The organism is Streptomyces sp. NBC_00252 (genome assembly GCF_036187565.1).
Taxonomy (GTDB): Bacteria; Actinomycetota; Actinomycetes; order Streptomycetales; family Streptomycetaceae; genus Streptomyces.
Genome location: NZ_CP108087.1, coordinates 8,256,405 through 8,274,386, shown reverse-complemented (window position 1 = coordinate 8,274,386; position 17,982 = coordinate 8,256,405). Strand labels below are relative to the sequence as shown.

16 protein-coding genes are annotated in these 17,982 nt (G+C 70.7%); 5 read left to right on the top strand and 11 right to left on the bottom strand.

The window, feature by feature from the left end:
• The first annotated feature begins 102 nt into the window (after positions 1-102).
• Entirely contained in the window at positions 103-1,314 is a 1,212-nt protein-coding gene (locus OHT77_RS36770) for an MFS transporter (RefSeq protein ID WP_328832673.1), read from the top strand.
• Here the strand turns inward: OHT77_RS36770 and OHT77_RS36765 are convergent.
• Positions 1,274-1,732, bottom strand: coding sequence for an acyl-CoA thioesterase (locus OHT77_RS36765; RefSeq protein WP_266766902.1), 459 nt, complete (start codon positions 1,730-1,732; stop codon positions 1,274-1,276). The two genes, OHT77_RS36770 and OHT77_RS36765, sit on opposite strands and share 41 nt — an antisense overlap.
• Positions 1,733-1,902: 170 nt before the next feature.
• The gene (locus tag OHT77_RS36760; RefSeq protein WP_328832672.1) at positions 1,903-3,168 is read right to left on the bottom strand and encodes an alginate lyase family protein; all 1,266 of its coding nucleotides are present in this window, start codon (positions 3,166-3,168) and stop codon (positions 1,903-1,905) included.
• A 150-nt stretch (positions 3,169-3,318) separates the two neighbouring features.
• On the opposite strand from OHT77_RS36760, the gene OHT77_RS36755 reads away from it, so the two are divergent.
• The 3 genes from OHT77_RS36755 to OHT77_RS36745 all read left to right on the top strand — a co-directional run bounded on the left by OHT77_RS36755 (position 3,319) and on the right by OHT77_RS36745 (position 6,525).
• Positions 3,319-4,719 (top strand): uracil-xanthine permease family protein, encoded by a 1,401-nt coding sequence (locus tag OHT77_RS36755; RefSeq protein WP_328832671.1) that lies wholly within the window; start codon positions 3,319-3,321, stop codon positions 4,717-4,719.
• A 102-nt stretch (positions 4,720-4,821) separates the two neighbouring features.
• Positions 4,822-5,508 carry a DUF5995 family protein gene (locus OHT77_RS36750; protein WP_328832670.1) on the top strand — a complete coding sequence of 229 codons (687 nt, stop codon included), beginning with the start codon at positions 4,822-4,824 and terminating at the stop codon, positions 5,506-5,508.
• 87 nt (positions 5,509-5,595) lie between these two features.
• Complete coding sequence (locus OHT77_RS36745) at positions 5,596-6,525, top strand: LLM class F420-dependent oxidoreductase (protein ID WP_328832669.1); 930 nt, start codon at positions 5,596-5,598, stop codon at positions 6,523-6,525.
• A gap of 7 nt (positions 6,526-6,532) precedes the next feature.
• Here the strand turns inward: OHT77_RS36745 and OHT77_RS36740 are convergent, their stop codons facing one another.
• The 7 genes from OHT77_RS36740 to OHT77_RS36710 all read right to left on the bottom strand — a co-directional run bounded on the left by OHT77_RS36740 (position 6,533) and on the right by OHT77_RS36710 (position 14,821).
• A complete protein-coding gene (locus OHT77_RS36740; protein ID WP_328832668.1) occupies positions 6,533-8,245 on the bottom strand; it encodes a flavin monoamine oxidase family protein in 1,713 nt (570 codons plus the stop codon).
• 59 nt (positions 8,246-8,304) lie between these two features.
• On the bottom strand, positions 8,305-9,093 hold the full coding sequence (locus OHT77_RS36735; RefSeq protein ID WP_328832667.1) for a carbon-nitrogen hydrolase family protein: 789 nt from the start codon (positions 9,091-9,093) through the stop codon (positions 8,305-8,307).
• A gap of 281 nt (positions 9,094-9,374) precedes the next feature.
• Entirely contained in the window at positions 9,375-10,850 is a 1,476-nt protein-coding gene (locus OHT77_RS36730) for an HAD-IA family hydrolase (protein WP_328832666.1), read from the bottom strand.
• A gap of 31 nt (positions 10,851-10,881) precedes the next feature.
• Positions 10,882-11,961, bottom strand: a complete 1,080-nt coding sequence (locus OHT77_RS36725) for an ABC transporter ATP-binding protein (RefSeq protein WP_328832665.1) — start codon at positions 11,959-11,961, stop codon at positions 10,882-10,884.
• A 3-nt stretch (positions 11,962-11,964) separates the two neighbouring features.
• Entirely contained in the window at positions 11,965-12,783 is an 819-nt protein-coding gene (locus tag OHT77_RS36720) for an ABC transporter permease (protein WP_328832664.1), read from the bottom strand.
• Complete coding sequence (locus OHT77_RS36715) at positions 12,768-13,667, bottom strand: ABC transporter permease (RefSeq protein WP_328832663.1); 900 nt, start codon at positions 13,665-13,667, stop codon at positions 12,768-12,770. The genes OHT77_RS36720 and OHT77_RS36715 overlap by 16 nt, the downstream gene beginning before the upstream one ends.
• Positions 13,664-14,821 (bottom strand): ABC transporter substrate-binding protein, encoded by a 1,158-nt coding sequence (locus OHT77_RS36710; protein ID WP_328832662.1) that lies wholly within the window; start codon positions 14,819-14,821, stop codon positions 13,664-13,666. Before OHT77_RS36710 ends, OHT77_RS36715 begins: the two co-directional genes overlap by 4 nt.
• A gap of 236 nt (positions 14,822-15,057) precedes the next feature.
• On the opposite strand from OHT77_RS36710, the gene OHT77_RS36705 reads away from it, so the two are divergent.
• Positions 15,058-15,798: a GntR family transcriptional regulator gene (locus OHT77_RS36705; RefSeq protein ID WP_266766915.1), complete on the top strand. Its 741-nt coding sequence runs from the start codon at positions 15,058-15,060 to the stop codon at positions 15,796-15,798.
• A 95-nt stretch (positions 15,799-15,893) separates the two neighbouring features.
• Here OHT77_RS36705 and OHT77_RS36700 read toward each other — a convergent pair whose 3' ends face one another.
• Together OHT77_RS36700 and OHT77_RS36695 are read right to left on the bottom strand one after the other, a co-directional pair.
• Positions 15,894-16,346: an Lrp/AsnC family transcriptional regulator gene (locus OHT77_RS36700; RefSeq protein ID WP_019059706.1), complete on the bottom strand. Its 453-nt coding sequence runs from the start codon at positions 16,344-16,346 to the stop codon at positions 15,894-15,896.
• A 10-nt stretch (positions 16,347-16,356) separates the two neighbouring features.
• Positions 16,357-17,832, bottom strand: coding sequence for an amino acid permease (locus OHT77_RS36695; RefSeq protein ID WP_328832661.1), 1,476 nt, complete (start codon positions 17,830-17,832; stop codon positions 16,357-16,359).
• Positions 17,833-17,982 lie beyond the last annotated feature (150 nt).

Genomic DNA, 17,982 nt, shown 5'->3' with positions numbered 1-17,982 from the left:
CGGTAATTCTCTATCTATCAGGCAGGGTTCCTGATAGTTTACGCGGCGCATGTGGGGATCAGAACAGTCGAGCGGGACACGACCAGCTGGAGGGGCCGGACGATGAGCGAAGTGGTCTACGACCGACACGAGGTGAAGCGTGCCCGGTACGCCGTTGCCGCCGTCTTCGCCGTGCACGGCGCGGTCACCGGCTCGTTCGCGACCCGGGTGCCGTGGATCCAGGACCACGCGCACGTCGCCGCGGGCTGGCTCGGATTCGCCCTCGCCTTCGGCGCGTTCGGCGCGTCCTGCTCGATGCCGCTGGCCGGCTGGATCACCCACCGCTTCGGCAGCCGTGCGGCGGTGCGCGGGCTGATCGCCATGTGGACCATGTCCCTGGTCCTGCCGTCGCTGGCGCCGAACCTGGTCACCCTGTGCCTGGCGATGTTCACGTACGGCGCGAGCGCGGGCATGGCCGACGTCGCCATGAACGCGCTCGGTGTCGAGATCGAGCGCCTCCTCGACAAGTCGATCATGTCGAGTCTGCACGGCATGTGGAGCGCGGGCGCCCTGATCGGTTCGGCGGGCGGCACGCTCGCCGCGCATCTCGGCTCGGACGCGCGCGTGCACCACTTCGTCGCGGCCCTGATCCTCACCGCGCTCGGCGTCGGCGCCTGCCACTGGGTGCTCGACATCCCCCCGGGTGTCGCCGAGGAGGCCCCGCCCCGGTTCACGCTGCCGCCGAAGTCCGCGCTGCTCATCGGCGCGGTTGGCTTCTGCGCGGTGTTCGCGGAGGGGGCGAGCCTGGACTGGTCGGCGGTGTTCCTGCATGACCAGTTGGGCACGTCGGCCGGTCTCGCGGCGGCCTCGACGACGGGCTTCATGCTGACGATGGCGGTGGCCCGGCTGGTGGGCGACGCGGTGGTGAACCGCTTCGGGTCGGTGCGTACGGTCCGTGCGGGCGGGCTGCTGGCCGTGGGCGGCGGGCTGCTGATCGTCCTCGCGGACAACCCGGCGCTGGCCATGGGCGGCTTCGCGCTGCTCGGCCTCGGCATCGCCGTGGTCGTCCCGCTGTGCTTCGCGGCGGCGGGCCGCAGCGGCCCGAACCCGAGCCAGGCCATCGCGGGCGTCGCGACGATCACCTACACCTCGGGGCTGATCGCGCCGAGCCTGATCGGCGGGGTGGCGCAGGCCACGGGCCTGGTCGTGTCGTTCTGCCTGGTCACGGTGTTGGCGGGTGGCCTCGCGGTCTTCGCGGGCGTGCTGCGCGCCGGCGACCGGGACCGCCCGAAGGTCAGTCCGCCGAGCGCAGCAGTGTCCGGCCCACGGTCCTGAACGCCTCGCTCCAGGGCGCGGGGCGCAGCGTCCCCGCGTCCAGCCGGACCAGCACCCGGGTCCCGGTGGCGTACGTCGTCGTCCCGTCCGCCGAGCAGAACCGGAAGCCGTACGTCAGCCCGGTGGTGCCGAGCCGGTCCAGCCAGAGGTGCACGGCGTACGGGCCCGACCTGGTGACCGGCGCGTCGTAGCTGATCAGCAGTTCCTTCACCACGTTGCAGGCGTCCCCGGCGGTCGCCCAGTCGCCGTCGAAGCGGATCCCGTGCTCCTGCCACAGCTCGGTCCAGGCGCGCTCGACGAGCAGCGGGTAGCGGGCGTTGTGCAGCATGCCGAGCGCGTCGAGGTCGTCGAAGTGGACGGCGACCGGGACGAGCCGGCCGTGGGACACGGCGGTGGCGGGCGGGCTTTCGACGGTCACGGCGGGACTCCCGAGCGGTGCTGGTGGGGCGGTGGAGACTGTGGGGACCGCCCCATTCTAAGCGACCGCTCAGGAGCCCCTGTCAGGAAGGCCCTGGTCAGACGGGCCCACGGGGTGGGTCTACGAGGTGGATCTACGGGGTGTGCCCGCGGGTGGCCTACGGCGGCGGGTCAACCGGCGATCGAGTCCAGCTGCTCGGCCGCCGGGCGCAGCGCCCACAGGTCACCCCCGGGCGGCGCCTCCAGCTTCGGTACGGCCGCCTTCGCCCGGGCGTCGCCCGCGTCGGCCGCCGCGTGGACGACGTCGCTCGCCGCGTACCGGTAGAACTCCAGCTCCGGGTGCGGCCACGCGGCGGCCCCGGTCGCGGCGGGCAGCAGATAGTCGACCGCCTTCAACAGGCCCTGTCCGTCAGGGCCTTGATAGGTCCACAGGTTCACGCCGACATGCCGTCCGATGGCGGCGAGCCGGGTGTACGCGACCAGGTCGAAGGTCGAGTAGTGCCAACTCCGGGTCCGCGCCAGCTCCTGCGGCTGACTGCCGTCGCCCGCGATCTGCGGGTCGATGCGCTTGGCGCGCGCGTCCAGCACGGTCCGCCGGGCCAGTGCCGTGTCACCGGTCGCGTAGGCGAGGGCGGCCAACTCCATGTCGTAGAAGGTGCCGTGGTTGTTGGCGGCGGCGCCCTCCTCCTTGCCGAAGGCGCTGTTCTTGAGCCAGCCGAGGAAGGCGGAGTTCCAACCGGCCATCGCCGTACGGTCGTTCCGCGTCCAGCCGGGGGCGCCGGTGCCGAGGATCGCGATGGCGTCGACGACGCTGGTGTACGACTGGGAGAAGTCGATGATGCCGATGGCGCGGCCGTCGTACTTGCAGGGGATGAACTGGGCGTGGTCCAGGTTGGGGTTCATCTTCGTGGCCGGGTCGAGGAACCAGGTGCGCAGGACCTGGTCGGCCTTGTGGGCGTAGCGCCTGTCGCCGGTGTAGTACCAGGCGAGCGCGAGGTCGTAGGTCGAGTCGAAGACCTTCTCCACGTCCTGGCGGTCGGTCCCGGTGTCGACCTCGGGGTTGCGCTGTCCGTCGCGCTGGACGTACGGGCAGCCCCAGGGGTTGTCGGCGGTCGGGGTGGTCGTGGGCCACCAGTACGGGGCCTGGCTCAGGTAGTCGTGAACATCCCCTCCGGGGGCGGGCTTCGGCTTGTCCACGACCGTCCAGGGGCCCTGGTCCAGCCAGTTGTCGGCGCGGGCAGTCAACTGCTTGAGCGCGCGCCGGAGTTGGGGATCGCCCCGGTCCAGGCGGAGCTTGGTCTGCTGGAGGCGGGTGCCGTCGAGGACGGCGGTCCTCGGGGCGGCCGGCGCCGTGTGCGCGGAGGCGGAGGGGGCGAACAGGGCTGTCAGTGTCGCCGCGGCCACCAGCAGAACACTCAGTCGGGGTCTTCTACTCACCGATCAACTCCGATCAGATATGTGAATGCAGTTCATGAGTGGAACCGTGCGAGCGTAGAACCCCGAGGTACCCGTGACAATGGTCCGGACCGTCTTCAGATAGACAGAATTCAGCTGGCGAATTCCGCTACAGAGAAAGCGAACCCCACCATGGACCTCGGCGTGCGCTGGAAGCTGCACGGTGACGGGCGGACGCCCGCGCCCGGAGCGGTTGTCCGCCCGGACGAACGGCTGTCCTGGCCGCGCACGATCGGGCTCGGCGCCCAGCACGTGGTGGCGATGTTCGGCGCGTCCTTCGTGGCCCCGGTCCTCATGGGTCTCGACCCCAACCTCGCGATCATGATGTCCGGCGTCGCGACCGTGATCTTCCTGCTCGCGACCCGGGGCCGGGTGCCCAGCTACCTCGGCTGTTCCCTCTCCTTCGTGGGCGTGGCCGCCGTGATCCGCGCGCAGGGCGGCACCAGCGCGACCGTCACCGGCGCGGTGTTCGTCGTCGGCGTCGTGCTGTTCCTGGTCGGGGTCGCCGTGCAGCGGTTCGGGGCGCGCATCATCCACGCCGCGATGCCGCCGATCGTCACCGGCGCGGTGGTCATGCTGATCGGCTTCAACCTCGCCCCGGTCACCGCCGCCACGTACTGGCCGCAGGACCAGTGGACGGCGCTGCTGGTCATGGCGTTCACCGGTCTGGCCGTCGTCTGTCTGCGTGGTTTCTGGTCCCGCGTCGCGATCTTCCTCGGCCTGGTCTTCGGCTACGGCATCTCCTGGGCCTTCGACCGGATCTTCGGCCGCATCCACTCGATGAGCGCGAGCGGCGAGGTCACCGACCACTGGCGCCTCGACCTCTCCGCCGTCGGCAAGGCCGACTGGGTCGGGCTGCCGTCCTTCCACGGACCGACGTTCCAGTGGTCGGCGATCCTGGTCGCGCTGCCGGTGGTGATCGCGCTGGTCGCCGAGAACGCCGGACACGTCAAGGCGGTCGGCGAGATGACCGGCGACCCGCTGGACGACAAGCTCGGCACCGCGATCTCCGCGGACGGTGTCGCGTCGATGCTCTCGACCGCCGTCGGCGGCCCGCCCAACACCACCTACTCCGAGAACATCGGCGTGATGGCCGCGACCCGCGTCTACTCCACCGCCGCCTACTGGGCCGCCGCCTGCTTCGCCCTCCTCTTCGGCCTCTGCCCCAAGTTCGGCGCGATCGTCGCCGCGATCCCGGGCGGCGTCCTCGGCGGGATCACCGTCATCCTCTACGGCATGATCGGCCTGCTCGGCGCGCAGATCTGGCTCAACTCCGGTGTGGATCTGCGCAATCCGCTGAACCTGGTGCCTGCCGCGGCGGGCATCATCATCGGAGTCGGCGGTGTCTCGATCAAGTTCAGCGACAACTTCACCCTCAGCGGCATCGCGCTCGGCACGCTCGTCGTCATCACCGGCTACCACGCCCTGCGCTACCTCGCGCCCGCCCATCTCAAGTCGGATCAACCACTGTTGGACGAGGGAACGTCGTCGTACGACTCCCCCGACGGCCCGGGTCGACGCGCCCAGTCGTAGGCGCACCGGCCGCACCCCGGAACCACTCCCCCGTTCCCCCGTTCTGGGGAAGTGTCGGGCCCGGCGGCATCCGGGCCGTCCCGGGACTGGGACGCTGCCCTCATGGGGCAATTGGCACACATCACCACACCCGTGGACATCGTCGTCTCCCGGCTCCGCGCGCTCGACGAGGAACTGCCCGCGCGGGACGGGGTCGCGGTGTTCAACCGCGTCTACCTCGCCGTCACGCAGGCGGTCGACCGGAGCGTCGAGGCCGGACGGTTCGCCGACGCGCGGGCCGCGGTCGCGCTGGACGTACGGTTCGCGGAGCGGTACCTCGCGGCCGTGGACGCGGCGGCCAACGGGCGCCGCCCGCCCGCCTGTTGGCGCCCGCTCTTCCAGCTCCGCCGCCATCCGGGCGTACGGCCGCTGCAGTTCGCCCTGTCCGGGATCAACGCGCACATCGGCCACGATCTCGCCCTCGCCGTCGTGGACGCCTGTCGCACGCTGGACTGCGAACCGGCGGAGCTGGAGGACGAGTTCGACCGGGTGGGCGATCTCCTCGTGTCGCTGGAGGAGCGCATCCGCGAGGAGCTGATGCCGGGGCCCGACCTGTTCCAGATCGCCGATCCGCTCACGCATCTGCTCGGCTCGTGGAGCCTGGAGCGCGCCCGGGAGGCGACCTGGACGGCGGCGCGTGCCCTGTGGGCGCTGCGCGGACTCCCCGACGTGGCCGAGGAGTTCACCGAACGGCTGGACGCGGCGGTGGGACTCGCGGGACGCATGCTGCTCACGCCACTGCGGGACTGATCCGGACAGCTTCCGCCGTGGACGGTCAACTCCCGTGTGAACGTTGTACGTTCATATACCACTGACCTCGGCGAAGGAGCACAGGGCATGACGACACCCCTCGGGCTCGGCCTCCCCCAGCTGCACTGGTACGACATCGGCAAGGACGTGCCCGACGTGGCCCGTGCCGCCGAAGAGATCGGTTACGAGAGCCTGTGGGTGTTCGAGCGCGCCCTGTTCCCCGAGCCCGCCACTCAGGGCCTTTACGGCATGGAGGGCGTCCCCTGGCCCGACCACTACCGCGGTGTGGCCGAGCCGCTGGTCACGCTCACGCTCGCCGCCACCGCCACCGAGCGGGCCCGCCTCGGCACCAGCGTGCTGGTGGCGCCGCTGCACGTGCCGTTCCAACTGGCCAAGGCCCTCGCCACGTTGGACGCGGCGAGCGGCGGCCGGGTGGTCGCGGGCCTCGGCACGGGCTGGTCGGTCGACGAGTACGCGGCCGCGTCGGCACGGCCGTTCGCGGAGCGCGGTCAGGCCCTGGACGAGCTGATCGAGGTGTGCCGCGCCGTGTGGGGCCCCGACCCGGTGTCGTACGACGGCCGGCTGACGAAGATCGCGTCGGCCGTGGTCGGCCCCAAGCCCGCCCGGCCCATCCCCGTCCTGCTCGCGGCGATGGGCAAGAAGGCCCGGCGCCGGCTGGTCGACCACGCCGACGGCTGGATTCCGGTCGGCATGGGCACCGAGGCGCTCGCCGCGCAGTGGCGTGAGCTGAGGGAGCTGGCCGCCGAGCGCGGACGCACGGCACCGATCCGGACGGTCCTGCGCACCAATCTGACCTACACCGCCAAGCCCTTCGAGGGCCCTGGCCGCAGGCCCTTCCAGGGCAGCGTCGACCAGATGGTCGAGGACCTCGCCACACACGCCGAGGTCGGCCTCGACGAGATCCTCGTGGACCTCCAGACCGGGACCCGGGACGCCCGGGAACTCAAGGACGTCGCCGCGGAGCTGTACGAGAAGGCACGCGCGGCCGGGATCTGAACTCCCCTCAGTCCTCGGGGAGTTCGACCGGCGCGATCTCGTCGTAGACGTCCCCGGGGCCCGGGTTCGTCGGGTCGGTCGTGCCGCCCAGCTGGTGCATGACGCCCCAGACCGCGTTCAGCGCGGTCTGGACGGCGCCCTCGGCCCAGCCGGCCGTCCAGGAGATGTCGTCGCCCGCGAGGAAGACGCCCCGCTTGTCCGCGGGCAGCCGGTCCTGCATGAAGTGGGTGAACAGGCGCCGCTGGTAGCGGTAGTGGCCGGGCAGGTTGGCCTTGAACGCGCCCATGAAATAAGGCTCGTTCTCCCAGGAGACGGTCACCGGGCTGCCGATGACGTGCTTCCTGATGTCGACCTTCGGGTAGATCTCGCCGAGCGACTTCAGCATGACCTCCATCCGCTCGTTGGCGGACAGCGGCAGCCACTTGAGGCTGTCGTCGCACCACGTGTACGAGAGGCAGATGACGGCGGGCTTGTCCGGGCCGTCGTCGAGGAGGTAGGTCCCGCGCGTCATACGGTCGGTGAGGGTCATCGACATGACGTCCCGGCCGGTCGGATTTCCCCTGTCGTCGACGGCCTTGTCGAGCCAGAACGGCCGGTCGACCGGCACGAAGAGCTTGCTGGACTCCATGTAGTGGGTGCGCTCGATGGCGGTCCAGTGGTCGATCGGGAAGAGCGAGTCGTCGCAGGCGATCTTCGAGAGCAGCATCCAGGACTGGGCGGTGAAGATCGCCGCCTGGTAGGTGCGGATGTCGCCGCTCGCGTCCGTCACGGTGATGCCGTTGCCCGCGGTGCGGTGCAGCCGGGTCACGGCCGGGCGGGGTTCGCCGTTCACGTGCAGGGACGCGAGCGAGGTGCCGTAGGGCCAGTGGACGATCTTCTGCGGCTCGCGGTCCCAGAGGCGGAGCGGGAGTTGCTGGGAGCCGCCGACGATGCCGCGGTGGTGGTCGTCGGCCTCGGTGTAGACGACGCGCAGGATCTCCAGGATGGAGTTCGGGAAGTCGGTGTCCCAGCCGCCCGTGCCGAAGCCGACCTGGCCGAAGATCTCACGGTGCCGGAAGGACTTGAAGGACTCGGAGTCGCAGAGGAAGCCGTAGAAGGTCTGGTTGTCGAGCTTCTCGACGAGCTTCGACCAGATCTCACGGATGCGCGGGACGTCGCGTTCGCGCATGGCGCGGTTCATGTCGGAGAAGTCGGCGCCCTCTTCGAGGCAGGCGTTCCAGGCGTGCATCACGTCGCGGTAGACCTGCGGGAGGTCGTCGACGGTGGTCGCGTAGTGGGACTCGCCCTTGAGGTCGACGACGGTCGAAGGGGTCGCCTCCGCAAGGGGGTTGGGGAACGGCCGGGTCTCGAGTCCCACCAGGTCGATGTAGTGCTGGAGGGCGGTCGAGGAGGGCGGGAAGCGCATCGCGCCCATCTCGGCGGTGAGGGAGGGGTCGCACCCGTCGAAGCCGACGGTGCGCAGCCGGCCGCCGATCTGGTCGGCCTCGTAGACGACGGGCTTGAGGCCCATCTTCATCAGCTCGTAGGCGGCCACGATGCCGGACAACCCGCCGCCGATCACGGCGACTTCGGTGCCGTGCTCGGTCGCGGGTATCTGGCCGAGGCCCGCCGGGTGGGCGAGGAAGTCGTCGTACGCGTACGGGAAGTCCGGCCCGAACATGGTGATCGGCGGCTGTCGCTCGTCGGCGTGCTGGACGGCGTTGGGCACCGTGGACGTCATGGGGTACGGACTCCTAGCGGAACAGGAACAAGTACAAGTGCAGGGAAGGCAGGGGGGCTTCAGGACAGGGAGCCGTAGAGGCCGGGGCGACGGTCCGTCAGGTACGGGTTCGCCGCACGGGATTCGGCGAGGAACCCGGGGTCCAGGTCGGCGAGGAGGAGTTCCTCGCCGCGGCCCGCGCGGGTGCGGGCGACTCCGTCGGGTCCGGCCAGCGTGGAGAGGCCGAAGAACTCGAACTCCCCTTCCTGGCCGATGCGGTTGACGTACGCCACGTACAGCTGGTTCTCCCAGGCCCGCACGGGGACCAGGGACTCGGCGACGAACTCGAACGGGTGCATGTTCGCCGTCGGGACGAGGAGCAGGTCGGTGCCTGCGAGGGCGTGGGCGCGGACGGGCTCCGGGAACTCGACGTCGTAGCAGATCATCAGGCCGACGGTCAGACCGTCCAACTCGGCCTGGACGACCGGCTGTTCGCCCGGGGTGAAGTGGGCGCGCTCGAAGTCGCCGAAGAGGTGGGTCTTGCGGTAGTTGGCGAGACGGGTGCCGTCGGCGGAGATGAGCTGGGCCGAGTTGTACACGGACTCGCCGTCGCGCTCGGGGTAGCCGTAGGCGATGGCGATGCCGTGGCGGCCGGCGATCTCCGCGACGGTGTCGGCGGAGTCGCCGTCGGCGGGCTCGGCGAGGCGGTCGACGTCGTCGCCGATCGCGTACCCGGTGAGGAACATCTCCGGCGCGGCGAGCAGCCCGGCACCGTCAGCCGCGGCGCGGCCCGCCGCCTCGTCGAGGACCTTGAGGTTCTCGACGACGGAGCCGGGGCGGCCGGAGCTCTGGAGCAGGGCGGTGCGCATGTGTGTCCCTCACCGGTACGAAAAGGTCGAAGAGCCACCTATCGGGGCCCACCTAGACGGTACGGCCGGGGGCTGGGCCGGACAAGAAGGAGCCGTTGCGCGCCGGTGAGCGGTTTGTTGCGTGCGGGTGGGGTGGAGCGGCGATTCGTTGCGTGCCTGGTGAGCACGGCCGCCCCCGGAGTGGGCTCCGCCTTGGAGGTCAGTGCCCCGAAGGGGCGCGGGGAACTGCGCGCCCAGCCCCCACGGACCCGCACCCGAAGCACGCCCCTCCCGCCCCGCACTCAGCGAACGGGCACCGCGAACACCGTAAGAACAGCCGCGTGGTCGGAAGGCCAGCAGTTGCCCGCCACATCCGGCCATGCGCTGGGCGCCCCCACCACGAACGTCCGGGAGTCCAGCACACTCAGCCCCCGATGCAGGACGTAGTCGATCCGATCCTGCGGCTCAAGCCGCCCGCTCCCGTCCTCGTGCACAGGATGAATCGGCGACCAGGTGTACCCGGGCTCCGCAACGGGGTCCGGATGCACCTCCCGGTACGAGTCGCGAAACCCCGCCTCCGCCGCGGCCTTCGTCACCGGCCACTCCACATCCGCCCAGTCCAGATGCGAAGGGCAGTTGAAATCACCCACCAGCACGACAGGCACCGCGACGTCGCCCACCTCTGCGATCCGCCCGAGGGCATCCCGCATCTGGGCGAGCCGAACCCCCTCGTGGGCGATCAGATCCGCGGCCGGAAGCCCGTCGAAGGCCGACTCGTACGGCCCGTAGGGCGTGTAGTCGAGGTGACAGGTCCACACGTCGACCTCACGCGCCTCCCCCACGGCGATCCGCACCCCTGCCGCGCCGTAGAACCCGACGTCCGGGTCACCGAAACGGGCTGTGATCGGGTGGCGGCTGATGACGCCCAGGTTCTCGCCCGCCCGGTGGTGGTACCAGCCCAGCGCCTCGGCGAGTTCCTCCACCGCCGTACCACCGGTCTCCTGGAGGCCGACGACATCCGCGCCGGTCTCCGCGATGGCCTTCAGCTGCTTGGCGCGGTGATCGTCGACCTTGCTGCCGCCGAGCCACAGATTCCAGCTCAACACGCGTAGTTCGTCCGGCTGTTGGTCCGTCACCATCGCGCGCAGGGCGGCCGGGGTGACCCCGACGAGACTGTCGCGTACGGTCCGGCCGGGCGCCGCGTCGATCGGGGCGAGGGACGGCACCGCGAGGACCGCACAGCCGGCCGCCTCGGCGGAACTGACGCCGGTCTGGGTGTCCTCGACGGCCACGCAGGCCGCCGGGTCGACACCGAGGGCGCGGCAGGCGGCGAGGTAGGGGTCGGGCGCGGGCTTGGTGGGCCCGGTGTCGTCGGCGGTGACGGAGACCGCGAAGCGGCTCGCGCCGAGGGCGTCGAGGACGGTGTCGGCGACCGCGCGGGGGGAGGCGGTGACGAGCGCCGTGGGGACGCCGTCGCGGGCGAGGGCGTCGAGCAGGTCGAGCGCGCCGGGGCGGGGCACGATGCCGGTGCGGACGCGGGTGGCGAACTCCCGGTGCAGCGCGGCCGCGAGGTCCGCCGCCGGGACGCCGGTGGCCCGGGCGAGCCAGTCGGCGGTGTGCTCGACCGGGCGGCCGAGCACCTCCGGCTGGTCCGCGTCCGTCAGGGTCCTGCCCGCGACCTGCTCCACCGCCTCCCACCACAGCCGCTCGGTGTCGACGAGCGTTCCGTCCATGTCGAACAGGACGGCCTGGAGCGGGAGTTGGGTGTGGGGGGTCACGTTTCTCTCTTTCACTACGGGCGCTTGGGCCCTACGGGTTGATGCGGTCCGCCACGAGGACCGGCCGTTCCGGCAGCGACACGCGTACGGCGACTCCGGCACCCAGGGTGGTCGCCTCGTGCGTGGGCAGGTCGGCCTTGACCTCGGTGTCGTCGCCGAGCCGTACGGTGACGCGAACGACCGCGCCCAGGAAGGCGGTTGCCACGACGCGTGCGTCACCGGTCTCGTCCGCGCGCACGTCGATCGCCTCGGGGCGTACGAGCACGTCCACGTCGGGTCCCGCCGGTGCCTCGCCGTCGACCGGGAGCCGCTGGCCGAGGACCTCGACCGCGCCGTCGGTGAGCCGGCCCGGAAGGCGGCTCATGGTGCCGACGAACTCGGCGACGAACGGGGTCGCGGGACGGCCGTACAACTCGGCCGGGGCGGCGCACTGTTCGAGCCGTCCGGCGCGCATGACGGCGACCCGGTCGGCTATGGACAGGGCCTCTTCCTGATCGTGTGTCACGAAGAGCGTGGTGATGCCGAGTTCCTGCTGGAGGCGGCGGATCTCCTCGCGCAGGGACAGCCGGACCTTGGCGTCGAGGGCCGACAGCGGCTCGTCCAGGAGCAGCACGCGCGGGCGCAGGGCGAGCGCGCGGGCCAGCGCGACGCGCTGCTGCTGGCCGCCGGAGAGCTGGTGCGGGAAGCGCTCACCCTTGTCGCCGAGCCCGACGAGGTCGAGCAACTCGGCCGCGCGGGAACGCCGTTCGGCCGCACGGACCTTGCGCATGCGCAGGCCGAAGGCGACGTTGTCGAGCGCGTTGAGATGCGGGAAGAGGCTGTACGACTGGAAGACCATCCCGGCGTCGCGACGGTGCGCGGGCACGTCGGTGACGTCCTTGCCGTCGACCAACACCTCACCGGAGGTGGGGTGTTCGAAGCCGGCGAGCATGCGCAGGGCGGTGGTCTTGCCGCAGCCGGAGGGGCCGAGCAGGGCCAGGAACTCGCCGGGGCGGACGGTCAGGTCGAGTCCGTCGAGGGCGACCGTGGCGCCGAACTCCCGGCGCAGGCCCCGGAATTCGACGGTGGCGGCCTGGTCCGTGGTGGTCTTCTCAAGCGTGGTGGCGGTCATGGTTCATCCCCGGGACGAAGCGGTTTTGTCGCGCCCGCCGACACCGGCGAGCGTGAGGAGGAGTGCCCAGGTGACGACCAGGCTGAGCACGGAGACGGCGACGGAGAGCTGGGCGTTGGACCCGCCGACGCTGTAGATCCACACGGCGAAGGGCTGGAAGCCCAGGAGCTGGGCCACGGTGAACTCGCCGAGGACCAGGGCCAGCGTGAGGAAGGAGGCGTTGAGCAACGCGCCGCGCAGATTGGGCAGTACGGTCCGCACGAGGGCCTGCGGCCAGTTCGCGCCGCAGCTGCGGGCGGCCTCGACGAGGGTCTTCACGTCGATGGCGCGCAGCCCGGAGTCCAGCGCCCGGTACACGAACGGCAGCGCCATCACGACGTAGGCGAGGACGAGGACGAACGGGAAGCTCGGGTTCTGGATCGCGACGAAGGTCTCGAACAGCGGGGTGCGCGAGAGGTAGTCGGGGCCCCACTTGAGGACCGTCGCGATCCCGGCGACGAACGCGATCGGCGGCACCACCAGCGGCAGCGAGCAGATCACCTCGACGACCGGGCGCAGCCGGGGCGCTCCGAGCCGTAGCGCGACCATGGCCGGGACCATCAGGAGCAGCACGACGGCGATGGTGGCGGCGGCGAGTTCCAGCGAGAGGACCAGGCTGGAGGTGAAGCCGGCGGTGGAGACGATCTGGGTGTAGGCGTCGAAGGTGACGCCCTCGCCGGGCACGTCGATGGTGAAGACCACGGACGCGGCGAGCGGGACCAGGAAGTACAGGGCGGCGAGGCCGAGGACGACCCACCGCCAGAGGTTCAGGCGTCCAGCCATCGCGCGCTCCGTCGTTGCAGGGGCAGGTACACGGCCATGACCACGCCCGCGACCAGGACCATGTCGAGGCTGAGGGCGAGGGCCACGTTCTCCTGGCCGACCAGCACATTGCCGGAGATGGCGTCGGCGATCTGCAGGGTGACCAGCGGGATCGAACTGCCCACCATGGCCGCGGCGGTGGCGTACGCGGCGAACGCGCTGCCGAAGAGGAGGACGAACCCGCCGAGCAGCGAGGGCAGCAGCACCGGCAGGGCGACGTGCCGCCAGTACTGCACGCCGGTGGCGCCATTGTTCTGGGCGGCCTCGCGCCACTGGGTGCGCAGGCCCTCCAGGGCGGGGGTGATGGTGAGGACCATCAGCGGGATGAGGAAGTACAGGTAGACGAGGACCAGGCCGGAGAAGCTGTAGAGGTCCCAGCCCTTGTCCTTGAGGCCCAAGTGGGTCGTCAGCACACCGGCGTTGCCGAGGGTGGCGACGAACGCGAAGGCCAGCGGGACCCCGCCGAAGTTGGCGAGGACGCCGGAGGCGGTGAGGACGGCCTCGCGCAGCGCGCGGAAGCGGGAGGTGACGACGACCTGCGCGAGCGGCAGCCCGAGCAGGGTGCCGAGGGCGGCCGAGAGCGCGGACAGCTTGACGCTGCCGATGAGCGCGGTGAGGTAGGCGCCCTTCAGGGACTCGGTGAGGTTGGCGGTGCTGTACGAAGTGGCGCCCGTCGCCTGGTTCTTGACGGTGAAGGCGCCGTTCAGCATCGCGACGGCGGGCACGCCGAAGGCGACCGCGACGAACACGAGCAGCGGGACCACGGCGATCCAGCCGGGAACGCGGCGCCGCCGCTTCACGGAAGCGGCGGCGCCCACGTCGGCCCGCGTGAGCGTGGCCGTCATCCGGAGACGGCCTTCGCCCAGCCCTGCGCGATGACCGTCTTGGCCTTGCTCTGCTGGTCCTCGGTCGGGAAGGACGGCGTGCCGGTGACCTGCGGGAGCTTGGCGGCGGCGGTCTTGTCGAGCGTGCCGGCCGACTCCATGGAGGTCATCAGCGCCGGACGCGCGTATCCCTTGAGCCACAGGTTCTGGCCCTCGGCGCTGTACAGGTACTCCTGCCACAGGCGGGCGGCCGCCGGGTGCGGGGCGTCCTTGTTGATGGCCTGGGAGTAGTACTGCGCGTACTGGCCGTCGCTCGGGATGGAGACCTTCCAGTCGACGCCCTTGGACTTGAACTCGTCGGCGTAACCGGCGTTGAGGTAGTCCCAGTCGATGGAGATGGGCGTCTCGCCCTTCTCGACGGTGGCCGGGGTGGACTCGACGGGCGTGTAGTTGCCGTTCTTCTTCAGCTTGCCGAAGAAGTCGAGGCCGGGCTGGATGTCGTCGAAGGAGCCCTTGTTGGCGAGCGCCGCCGCGTACACGCCGCCGAAGGCCGAACCCGACTTGGTGGGGTTGCCGTTGAGGGCGACCTGTCCCTTGTACTGCGGCTTCAGCAGGTCCGCGAAGGTGGTCGGGCAGGTCTTGACGCGCTTGGCGTCGCAGCCGATGGAGATGTAGCCACCGTAGTCGTTGAACCACTGGCCCTTCGGGTCCTTCTGGCCCTCGGGGATCTGGTCGAACGAGGCGACCTTGTACGGCGCGAGCAGGCCCTGCTGGGCGGCGCTCAGCGCGAAGGAGGAGCCAAGGTCGAGGACGTCGGGCGCACGGTCCTGGCCCTTGCGGGAGGTGACGGCGTTGATCTCGTCCTGGCTGGAGCCGTCCGGGTTCTCGTCCGTGATCTTGATGCCGTACTTCTTGGTGAAACCGTCGATGAGGGCACCGTAGTTGGCCCAGTCGCGGGGCAGCGCGATGGCGTGCAGCGTGCCCTCCTTCTTGGCCGCCTTCACCAGGGCGTCCATGCCGCCGAAGTCGGCGACGGAGGTGGCGGTGGCGGCGTTCTTGCCGTCGGCGGTCGACGACGCGTTGTCGGGAGCGGCGCCGCAGGCACTCAGGGCCAGCGCGGCGACGACGGCGAGGGAACCACCCAGGACGGCGTTTCTCGGCGGGGACACGGTCACGGTCTCTCCAGGGGTGCGCACGAGGGTTTTGAGCAGAACGGAGAAAAGCAGAGAACTTGTCGGCAGAACTTGTCTGAACAAGTTGGCCTCAGTACGCCCGGTGATGGTGTCTTGTTCGTAAACATTGGCGAAACCGTGACCCCCCATTCCCTGCACACTCCTGGCTGACACGGATTACCAGGAGAACTCGACTACGCTGCTCACGCTGTGCACAGCTGCCGACTCAGAGGGGAAGCATGACGGCGCGACACGAGGAGATCGCCGACGAGCTGCGGAAGGCCATCGACCGCGAGGAGTACACAGTCGGCAGCCTGCTGCCCGCGGAGACGGACCTCGCCGCGCAGTACGGCGTCTCGCGCGGCACGGTGCGCCAGGCCGTCGCGGCCCTCACCGCCGAGGGTCTGATCGGCTCCCGGCAGGGTGCCCGCCGGGTGGTCCTGGCCAGCCGGCGCAGCCAGAGCTTCGCGGAACTGCGCAGCTTCGCCGAGTGGGCCCGCGCGATGGAGCGCGAGGCGACCGGGCACGTGGTCGCGCAGGAGTACCGTCCGGCCACCGCCGAGGACGCCGTACGCCTCCAACTCGCCGCGGGCACACCGGTGTTGCACGTCCTCCGCGTCCGCGGTCTGGACGGCGAGCCGGTCCTCCTGGAGCGGACGGTGTACGCCGACTGGATCTCCCCGGCCGTCGAGGCGATCGAGCCGGAGTGCCCGTCGGTGACCCAACGCCTGTACGACGACACGGGGTTGGTCTTCGCCTACGGCGAGCACGTCATCGACGCGGTCGCGGCGGGGGCGCAGGACGCGGAGTTGCTGGGCATCCGCCGGACCAGCCCGCTGCTCCGGGTCCGTCGGGTGACAACCACCCGCGAGGGACGTCCGGTCGAGTGGTCCGACGACCGCTATCGGTCGGACGCGGTGAGCTTCAGTGTGCACAACTCGATAGGGAACAACGCGCTGGCGCGGAAGACGGCGGAGTGAGCGCGGGGGTGGAGTGAGTCAGGGGTCGGGGTGATCCCTGAGCCTCAACCGGCCCCCACGCAGAACTCGTTGCCCTCGGGGCCCGCCCCGAATGCCTACGTCGGTGAGCCCGACGAGAAGCGGCGGAGCAGCGGGGAGAGGACCAGGACCGACTTGGTGCGCTCCACGAAGGGCTCCCCGGCGATGCGCTCCAGGACCCGTTCGAAGTGGCGCATGTCGGCGGCGAAGACCTGGACGACCGCGTCCGCGTCGCCGGTGACGGTGGACGCGGCGACGACCTCCTGGTAGCGCTCCAGACCGCGCCGGATGGTGTCCGGGGAGGTGTTGTGGCGGCAGTAGATCTCGACGAACCCCTCGGTCTCCCAGCCGAGCGCCGACGGGTCCACCCGTACGGTGAAGCCGGTGATGGCGCCGGTGGCCCGCAGCCGGTCCACGCGCCGCTTCACGGCGGGCGCGGACAGGCCGACGAGCTGCCCGATGTCCGCGAAGGAGCGGCGGGCGTCCTCGGCGAGGGCGTGCACGATGCGTTCGTCGAGTTCGTTCAGCACGGTGGATCGATCACTTCTCGGGCGGTGCGGGTGTTGCCAGTCGGGAACGGCGGTGGCCGTACACGAAGTAGAACACGAGCCCGACGGCCATCCAGACCCCGAAGACCACCCAGGTGACGGACGAGAGGCTGCCCATCATCCACACGCACAGCGCGAAGCCCACGGCGGGCAGGAGCGGGGACAGCGGTACGCGGAAGGTGCGGGACATGTCCGGGCGGGTCCGGCGCAGCACCACGACGGCGACGTTGACCAGTGCGAACGCGAAGAGCGTGCCGATGCTGGTCGCGTCCGCGAGCTGGCCGAGCGGGATCGCCGCCGCGAGGACGCCGCAGAACAGGGACACGATGACGGTGTTCGCGCGGGGCGCCCCCGTCTTCGGGTGGACCTTGCCGAACACCCTGGGCACGAGGCCGTCCCGGGACATCGCGAAGAGGATGCGGGTCTGGCCGTAGAGCACGGTCAGGACGACGCTCGCGATGGCGATGACCGCGCAGGCGGCGAGGAGGGTGCCCCAGAAGGACTGGCCGGTGACGTCGCGCATGATCTGGGCGAGGGCGGCCTCGGAGTCGTTGAAACGGCGCCAGGGCTTCGCGCCGACGGCGACGGCCGCGACGAGGACGTACAGCGCGGTCACGATGACGAGGGACAGCATGATCGCGCGGGGCAGGTCGCGCTGCGCGTTCTTCGCCTCCTCGCCGGCCGTGGAGGCGGCGTCGAAGCCGATGTACGAGAAGAAGAGCGTCGCCCCGGCCGCGCTGACACCGGCCATGCCGAGCGGCATGAAGTGGTCGTAGTTGCCGGACTTGAAGCCCTGGATGCCGATCGCGCAGAACAGCACCAGCGCGGCGATCTTCACGCACACCATGACCGTGTTGGCGCGCGCGGACTCCTTGGCGCCGCCGAGCAGGAAGGCCATCGCGAGGAGTACGACGATCAGCGCCGGGAGGTTGAAGACGCCGCCGTCGCCGGGCGGGGCGGACAGCGCGTCGGGGATGGTGACCCCGATCGTGCCGTCGAGGAGTTCGTTCAGGTACTCGCCCCAGCCGACGGCGACGGCGGCGACCGAGACGCCGTACTCCAGGATCAGACACCAGCCGCAGATCCAGGCGATCAGCTCGCCGAGCGTGGCGTAGGCGTACGAGTACGAGGAACCGGCGACCGGGATGGTGCCCGCGAGCTCGGCGTACGAGAGGGCCGAGAACAGGGCGGTGAGGCCGGCGATCACGAAGGAGAGGGTGACGGCGGGGCCGGCCTTGGGGACGGCTTCGCCGAGGACGACGAAGATGCCGGTGCCGAGGGTGGCGCCGATGCTGATCATCGTCAGCTGCCAGAGCCCGAGGGAGCGGCGGAGGGAGCCGCCCTCACCCTGGCCGCCCTCGGCGACCAGGCGTTCCACGGGCTTGCGGCGCATCAGACGCGCGCCGAGCCCCGGGGACGGCTCGGCGGTCCGACTGCGGTCGTGCGGGGGTGCGCCTTGGTCGAGCACGCGGATGGCTCCTTGTCGCTGCCGGTCACGGCGACAGGGACCGACGGCACGGAGAGGCCGCCGAGCGGAGGTCCTGCCGCGCGCTGGGTACAGCGCTCGACCTTACGAGGCCACGCGTCCTGACCGTAATGCGGCATCCTTGCGCGCCGC